This window comes from Aureimonas sp. Leaf324, from assembly GCF_001423245.1.
In the GTDB taxonomy this organism is placed as follows: domain Bacteria; phylum Pseudomonadota; class Alphaproteobacteria; order Rhizobiales; family Rhizobiaceae; genus Aureimonas.
Genome location: NZ_LMOH01000030.1, coordinates 131,664 through 138,568, shown reverse-complemented (window position 1 = coordinate 138,568; position 6,905 = coordinate 131,664). Strand labels below are relative to the sequence as shown.

General features: G+C 66.3%; 6 protein-coding genes, 1 tRNA gene and 1 pseudogene. 6 read left to right on the top strand and 2 right to left on the bottom strand.

All coding sequences use genetic code 11. The features are described from left to right. A pseudogene (gene dhaL / locus ASF65_RS20655) lies at positions 1-590 on the top strand (dihydroxyacetone kinase subunit DhaL); the annotation flags it as partial. Positions 591-1,150: 560 nt separating this feature from the next. Here dhaL and ASF65_RS20650 read toward each other — a convergent pair. Together ASF65_RS20650 and ASF65_RS20645 are read right to left on the bottom strand one after the other, a co-directional pair. Continuing rightward, positions 1,151-1,227, bottom strand: a tRNA-Arg gene (locus ASF65_RS20650). A 131-nt stretch (positions 1,228-1,358) separates the two neighbouring features. Then, positions 1,359-2,822, bottom strand: coding sequence for a HAMP domain-containing sensor histidine kinase (locus tag ASF65_RS20645; RefSeq protein ID WP_055893772.1), 1,464 nt, complete (start codon positions 2,820-2,822; stop codon positions 1,359-1,361). A gap of 318 nt (positions 2,823-3,140) precedes the next feature. On the opposite strand from ASF65_RS20645, the gene rpmH reads away from it, so the two are divergent. From rpmH to yihA, 5 genes are all read left to right on the top strand, one after another. Beyond that, positions 3,141-3,275: a 50S ribosomal protein L34 gene (gene rpmH, locus ASF65_RS20640; protein WP_026501365.1), complete on the top strand. Its 135-nt coding sequence runs from the start codon at positions 3,141-3,143 to the stop codon at positions 3,273-3,275. Between the two features lie 41 nt (positions 3,276-3,316). Continuing rightward, positions 3,317-3,667, top strand: a complete 351-nt coding sequence (gene rnpA / locus ASF65_RS20635; RefSeq protein WP_156369411.1) for a ribonuclease P protein component — start codon at positions 3,317-3,319, stop codon at positions 3,665-3,667. A gap of 6 nt (positions 3,668-3,673) precedes the next feature. After that, entirely contained in the window at positions 3,674-5,479 is a 1,806-nt protein-coding gene (gene yidC, locus ASF65_RS20630; protein WP_055893766.1) for a membrane protein insertase YidC, read from the top strand. A gap of 88 nt (positions 5,480-5,567) precedes the next feature. After that, on the top strand, positions 5,568-6,209 hold the full coding sequence (locus tag ASF65_RS20625; RefSeq protein ID WP_055893763.1) for a CatB-related O-acetyltransferase: 642 nt from the start codon (positions 5,568-5,570) through the stop codon (positions 6,207-6,209). Next, on the top strand, positions 6,206-6,895 hold the full coding sequence (gene yihA, locus ASF65_RS20620; RefSeq protein WP_082505921.1) for a ribosome biogenesis GTP-binding protein YihA/YsxC: 690 nt from the start codon (positions 6,206-6,208) through the stop codon (positions 6,893-6,895). The genes ASF65_RS20625 and yihA overlap by 4 nt, the downstream gene beginning before the upstream one ends. Positions 6,896-6,905: the final 10 nt, after the last annotated feature.

Below are 6,905 nucleotides of genomic sequence, written 5' to 3'. Positions count from 1 at the left end.
GCGGATCGTCGAGAACAAGGCCTATCTGTCGGAGATCGACGGCAAGATCGGCGACGGCGACCATGGCGTGAACATGGCCAAGGGCTTCGGCATGGCGGCGGAGCGGCTGAAGGGCCGCGACGCGTCGCTGGCAGAGGCCTTCGCGCTTCTCGGCGAGGTGCTGATGGGCGAGATCGGCGGCTCGATGGGCCCGCTCTACGGCATGACCTTCACCGAGTTCGCGGAAGCCATCGAGGGCCGGGAGGCGATCGACGCGGCCCTGTTCTCGACCATGCTCCACAAGGGTCTCGAGGGCGTGCAGTCGATCGGCTCGGCCAAGGTCGGCGACAAGACGCTGCTCGACACGTTCGTGCCGGCCGTCGAGGCGTTCGATGCGGCGACGGGGAAGGGCAAGTCGTTTGCCGAAGCGCTCGACGCGCTCACGGCCGCCGCCGACAAGGGGCGCGACTCGACGATCGACCTCGTGGCGAAGATCGGCCGGGCCAAGCCGGCTCGGCGAGCGCTCGCGCGGCGTCCTCGCCGCCGGTGCGACGTCCTGCGCGATGATCCTCGGCAGCTTGGCCGACCAAGCCAAGAAGCGTCTGTCTTAACCAATCGGACACATTCGGACGGGTTGGAATGTAACAAAGGAGGATCTGTATTTTCTCCCTTGCTTGCTGGAGCGGATGGATGACGCCTTCCGGCAAGGCGCTCGAATAAAAGGACTGGATTTTGAAGCAGACAGACGAATTTCGAAATTTATTCTGGCGCAATCTCAAAGGCGTGGAATTTTTTTATCAATAATATAATCGCGTAGGAATTTCCCCTGGAGCTAGGCCTTCGACGGAGCCCACTGCGATTGTTGCGATTTAAGTCAAGAGACCGAGCATTTTTGGACGGTTGTGCAGTATCCGCCCTTCGGCATTGCATCCAGATTGCCTCAGAGCTCCGTTTGGATGCCGATCCTCCCAAAACAGAAGCCTTACTCCAACCCGATCCACAGTCATCGACGAGATCTGGGAATTGACGCGAATCAAGGCACATCTCCTCACCGGGCCTCAGGTATGGCCGTGAGTTGAGGGGCATCCATCACCAACATATTGGTTGCGTGAGCGCTCTCAGCCGCTGAAGTGCAACTGGTTCGCAGTTCTGTACCGGAGTGGTTGAATTTTGGCGCGCCCGAAAGGATTCGAACCTCTGACCCCCAGATTCGTAGTCTGGTGCTCTATCCAGCTGAGCTACGGGCGCCTGGAACGTCGGGCTAGGCCTCGGCCGTTCGTGAGCGGTAACTAGCCAAGTCCCGGCGGGATTGCAAGCGATTCTGCGAGGGGCTGTCGTGTTTGTTGCAAATGGGAGCGGAGGCGGCCGTCGCAGGGCGATCATGAGTTGCCCGAGGGGGCGGGGAGGGCGCCGGGGAGCTGGATCTCGAAGCGCGCGCCGGGCGTCGTGGAGGCGCCGAGCCGGATCTGCCCGCCATGCGCCTTGACGATCTCGGCGACGATCGCGAGGCCAAGGCCCGTGCCTCCTGCGCGCGTCGACCCGCGGAAGGCCTGAAAGAGATGATCGCGCGCGGCCGGCCCGAGGCCCGGACCGGTGTCCTCGATGACGAGGCGAAGGAGACCGTCGCCGGGCGCCTCGGCGAAGATGGCGATGCGCCGCACGATCGCGTCGCCGCTCTCGCCCTCGAGCGCCTGGACCGCATTGCGCACGAGATTGGACAAGGCACGGAAGAACTGCTCGGGATCGAGGTCGGCCTCGATCTTCGGATCGACGCCGTTGACGAGTTCGATCCGCTGTTCCGGTGTGACGAGCTGCGTCTCGAAGACGTCCTCCACGAGGCGATGGAGGAGCGTCAGCCGGCGCACCGGCCGGCTTTCGGCCGCGCGCCCGTAGGCGAGCACCGATTGGGTATAGTGGAGCGCGCGATCGAGGCTGCGGATCAGGACCGGGGTGAAGCGCTGGACCTGCGCGTCCGGCACGTCGGCCAGACGGTCGGAGATCAGCTGCGCCGAGGCGAGGATGTTGCGCAGGTCGTGGTTGATTTTGGAGACCGCAAGGCCGAGGTCGGCCAGGCGCCGCTGCTGGCGCAGCGTGTCGGCCAGCACCCCTTGCATCCCGGCGAGCTCCCGCTCGGCGATGCCGAGCTCGTCGCTGCGCCCGCTCGGGCGGAGGATCAGCGACGGGTCCTCCGGATCGGCGCCGAAGCGCACCAGCGCGCGCGTCAGCGAACGGATCGGCCGCAGGAGGAAGAGGCTGATCGCGCCGAAGACGAGAAGTCCGGTGAAGCTCGCGATGCCGAGCGACAGGAGAAGGATGTTGCGCGAGTTGACGAGCATCGCGCGGCGCAGCGGCGCCTCATCGAAGACGATCTCGCCGGTCATCGTCCCGTCGCCGATCGCGCCGACGAGGCGAATCGTGCGCGGCCGGTGGCTGAGAAGCGTGTCGAAGGCGGCGAGCACCGAATCGATGCGGCTCTCCTTGGTCAGGTCGACCTGCTCGTCGACGCTGACGAGATCGGGTGCCCGCGCCAGGAGCTCGGTCGAGCCCGGGCGCCGGATCGCGATGAGGCGCGCATCCAGCGCATGGAGAAGCTCGCTCTCTTGGTCGGGAGACAGGAGGAGGCCGCCTTCGGCGAAATCCGCCATCAGGGTGGCCACCGAGACGGTCTCCAGCTTCGATTGAAGCCAGTCGAGGCGGAAGCGCGCGATCGAGGGCACGAAGACCAGCACCTCGGCCCCCATGACGGCGACCACCGTCAGGGCGAACAGCCGGGTCGACAGCCGCCTGGCAAAGCGGGGACGCGTGTCCTCCCGTGGCTTCGCTTCGTTGGTGGCTCGTGTCATCAAGGATCCAACGCCCGGGGCGGACTGGCGTCGCAGATAAGGGAAACGTGACGCAAGCCTAGGGGATCGTCGCGCCCGGGTCATCCCGAAAGGGCGTAAACGAGCGTCCAGGCGGGCCGATGCCTCGCGGAATGGCCCGCAGCCGTCGTCATCGGGGCGGAGGCGATTGACTTGGTCCCGGCTTCCTCCTTATAAGCGCGCCCACAGACGGATGCCGGGTCGGATGGGGCTTGCCCATGCGGATCTTTCGTGCGTTCGACGTTCGAATTGAACCCATAGAAGATCAAGAGGTCCGCAGGTCCACTGCGGGATACGACCATGAAGCGCACCTACCAGCCCTCCAAGCTCGTCCGCAAGCGTCGCCACGGCTTCCGCGCCCGCATGGCCACGACCGGCGGCCGCAAGGTCATCGCGGCTCGCCGCGCTCGCGGCCGCAAGCGCCTGTCGGCTTGACGCCGAGGCCTTCCGGCTCCAGCGGACCCGCGATCTGCAGACTGACGAAGCGTGCCGAGTTTCTGGCCGCGAGACGGGGCCGTCGCTTGAACGGCCCCTTCTTTTTGATCGAGGCCCTGGACCGTGCCGATGGCGGCGCGGCCCGCTACGGCCTCACCGTGACGCGCAAGGTCGGAAACGCGGTGGAGCGCAATCGCATCCGCCGACGTCTTCGTGAGGCCATCCGCACCGTGTGCGGGGCTGACATGGCCGCTGGCTTCGACTATGTGATCGTCGCCCGTCGCGAGCTTCTCACCCTGCCGTTCGAGACGCTCACGGGCGAGCTATCGAGGCGCGTCGCCAAGGTGCAGGCGCACAAGCCGGCGCCCGCAACGCCTCCTCCGGGGATCTGACCTTCCATGGAAAACAGCCGCAATTTCCTGATCGCCATGGCGTTGTCGATCGCCGTTCTGGTCGGGTGGCAGTTCCTCGTCATCAACCCGCGCATGGAAGCGGAGCGGCTCGCCACGCAGAGCGCCGAAGCGACCCTTCAGACGCCGACGACGCCCGCCGGAACGCCCCAGGAAGGGGCCGTGTCGCCGGCCGGGCGCGAAAGCGTCGTGCCGACGACGCAGACGCCCGCCGTGGACGGGCAGACCCGCGAGGCGGCGCTCGCCGCTTCCCCGCGCATCGCCATCGACACGCCGTCGCTGTCGGGCTCGATCAATCTCCAGGGCGCGCGGCTCGATGATCTGCGCCTGAAGAACTACCACGAGACCGTCGACGACTCTTCGCCGACGATCGTGCTCCTGTCACCCGAGACGATCGGCTCCAATGCCTATTTCATGGAGTTCGGCTATTCGGGCCAAGGGGCAGGCGCGCTGCCCGGGCCCGGCACGCTGTGGCAGGCCGAGGGCAACCAGACCCTGACGCCCCAGACGCCCGTGACGCTGACCGCGTCGAACGAGGCGGGCGTTACCTTCACGCGCCGCATCTCGATCGACGCGCAGTCGATGTTCACGGTCGAGGACAGCGTGCGCAACGACGGCGCGGCCGCGGTCACCCTGTCGCCCTACGGGCGTTCGGTGCGCTTCTCCAAGCCCGAGCACGCCGCCGCCTTCGTGATCTTCGAGGGCCTCATCGGCCATCTCGGCGAGGACGGCCTCCAGGAGGTCACCTACAAGAACATCGAGGAGGACGGCCGCGTCTCGCCGGCCAAGACCCCGGTCGGCTGGATCGGCATCACCGACAAGTACTGGGCGACGGCGCTGGTGCCCGCCGCCGGCATCGGCACGTTCCAGCCGAACTTCCGCTATTCGGCGGACGGGCGGGCCTTCTACCAGTCCGACTATCTCGCCGACCCGATCACGATCCAGCCGGGCACGACGCTCGACACCACGACGCGGGCGTTCGCCGGCGCCAAAGTCGTCGACACGATCAACGGCTACGAGGAAAACCTCGGCATCGCCCATTTCGGCCAGCTGATCGACTGGGGCTGGTTCTATTTCATCACCGAGCCGATGTTCCACTACATCGACTGGCTCTATCGCTTCACCGGCAATTTCGGCATCGCGATCATCCTGGTCACCGTGTCGCTCAAGATCCTGTTCTTCCCGCTGGCGTCGAAGTCCTACCGCTCGATGGCGCGCATGAAGACCGTGCAGCCCAAGATCGCCGAGCTGCGCGAGAAATACGCCGACGACCGGGTGAAGCAGCAGCAGGAGATGATGCGGATCTACAAGGAGGAGAAGATCAACCCGGCGGCGGGCTGCTGGCCGGTGCTGGTCCAGATCCCCGTGTTCTTCGCGCTCTACAAGGTGCTCTACGTCACCATCGAGATGCGGCACGCGCCCTTCTTCGGCTGGATCCAGGATCTGGCGGCGCCCGATCCGACGAGCGTGTTCAACCTGTTCGGGCTGATCCCGATCACCCTGCCGCATCTCCTGATGGTGGGCATCTGGCCGATCCTGATGGGCATCACGATGTTCATCCAGATGAAGCTGAACCCGACGCCGCCGGACCCGGCGCAGCAGATGATCTTCACCTGGATGCCGATCATCTTCACCTTCATGATGGCCTCGTTCCCGGCCGGCCTCGTGATCTACTGGACCGTCAACAACACGCTCTCGATCACGCAGCAGACCGTGATCATGAAGCGGCACGGCGCCAAGATCGAGCTCTGGGACAACCTGCGCGACACGTTCCGTCGCAAGAAGACGAGCTGAGACGAGCGGGCGGAGCCATCGAAGGCTCCGCCCGCTTCGCCTTCCCGCCGCGGTGGACGCGCCGCCGGCAAGGCCGTAAGAAGCGGTCATGTCCCTTGGCCCCGATCCCCGAGCGGTGCACCCCGTGCCCGCCCACCAGCGCATCGTCTTCCTGCGCAACGTCGTCACCGCGCCCGATGTCGAGATCGGCGAGTACACCTACTACGACGATCCCGACGCGGCGCTGCTCTTCGACACGCGCAACATCCTCCACCATTACGAGTTCCTCGGCGACAAGCTGGTGATCGGCCGCTTCTGCGCCATCGCCACCGGGGCGCGCTTCGTGATGAACGGGGCGAACCACGCGATGACGGGCTTCTCGACCTACCCGTTCAACATCTTCGGCGGCGGCTGGGAGGTCGGGTTCGACTTCACCACCATCGCCGCCGGCAACAAGGGCGATACCACGGTCGGCAACGACGTGTGGATCGGCGCCGATGCCCTGATCCTGCCGGGCGTCACGATCGGCGACGGCGCGATCATCGCGGCGTCGAGCGTCGTGTCGCGCGACGTCGCGCCCTATTCGATCGTCGCGGGCAACCCGGCGAGCGAGCGGCGGCGGCGGTTCGAGCCGGAGATCGTGACGCGCCTCCTGGCGCTCCGCTGGTGGGACTGGCCGATCGACAGGATCGGCCGAAACCTTGCCGCCATCCGCGGCGCAGACATCGACGCGCTGGAGAAGGCGGCATGAGCGAGACGCAGGACAACCACGCGACGGCCGGCACCGACGGGGGCGAGGAGCGCCGCCTGTTCTTCGCACGCCCTTGGGTCTTCATCCGCGGCGTGCCTGCGATGAAGTTCCTGCCGCCGGAGGGGCCGCCCGAGGTCGCCTTCGCCGGGCGCTCCAATGTCGGCAAGTCGTCGCTGATCAACGGGATCGTCGGCCAGAAGGGGCTCGCGCGCACCTCCAACACGCCGGGGCGCACGCAGGAGCTGAACTACTTCGTGCCCGACGGCTACTCCGGCGAGGCCGGCGACCTGCCGCCGATCGCGCTCGTCGACATGCCCGGCTACGGCTACGCGCAGGCCCCGAAGGAGCAGGTCGACGCCTGGACCAAGCTCGTCTTCGACTACCTGCGCGGGCGCGCGACGCTGAAGCGCGTCTTCGTTCTGATCGACGCCCGCCACGGCATCAAGAAGAACGACGCCGACGTCATGGCGCTGCTCGACAAGGCGGCGGTGTCCTACCAGATCGTGCTGACCAAGGCCGACAAGATCTCGGCACTCGCGTTGCCCAAGCTCGAGGCCGCGACCCGCGAGGCGATCCGCAAGCGGCCGGCGGCTTTCCCGGAAATCATCGCGACGTCGTCGGAGAAGGGCTTCGGGATCGAGGACGTGCAGGCCGCGATCGCCTTCTTTGCCGAAGGGCGCGGCTGAGGTCGCCGAG

What these genes read in the sequence shown, in the direction of transcription:
- ASF65_RS20645 (WP_055893772.1), bottom strand. Translation starts at nt 2,822, where the DNA reads ATGACACGAGCCACCAACGAAGCGAAGCCACGGGAGGACACGCGTCCC.
- rpmH (WP_026501365.1), top strand. Translation starts at nt 3,141, where the DNA reads ATGAAGCGCACCTACCAGCCCTCCAAGCTCGTCCGCAAGCGTCGCCAC.
- yidC (WP_055893766.1), top strand. Translation starts at nt 3,674, where the DNA reads ATGGAAAACAGCCGCAATTTCCTGATCGCCATGGCGTTGTCGATCGCC.
- ASF65_RS20625 (WP_055893763.1), top strand. Translation starts at nt 5,568, where the DNA reads ATGTCCCTTGGCCCCGATCCCCGAGCGGTGCACCCCGTGCCCGCCCAC.
- yihA (WP_082505921.1), top strand. Translation starts at nt 6,206, where the DNA reads ATGAGCGAGACGCAGGACAACCACGCGACGGCCGGCACCGACGGGGGC.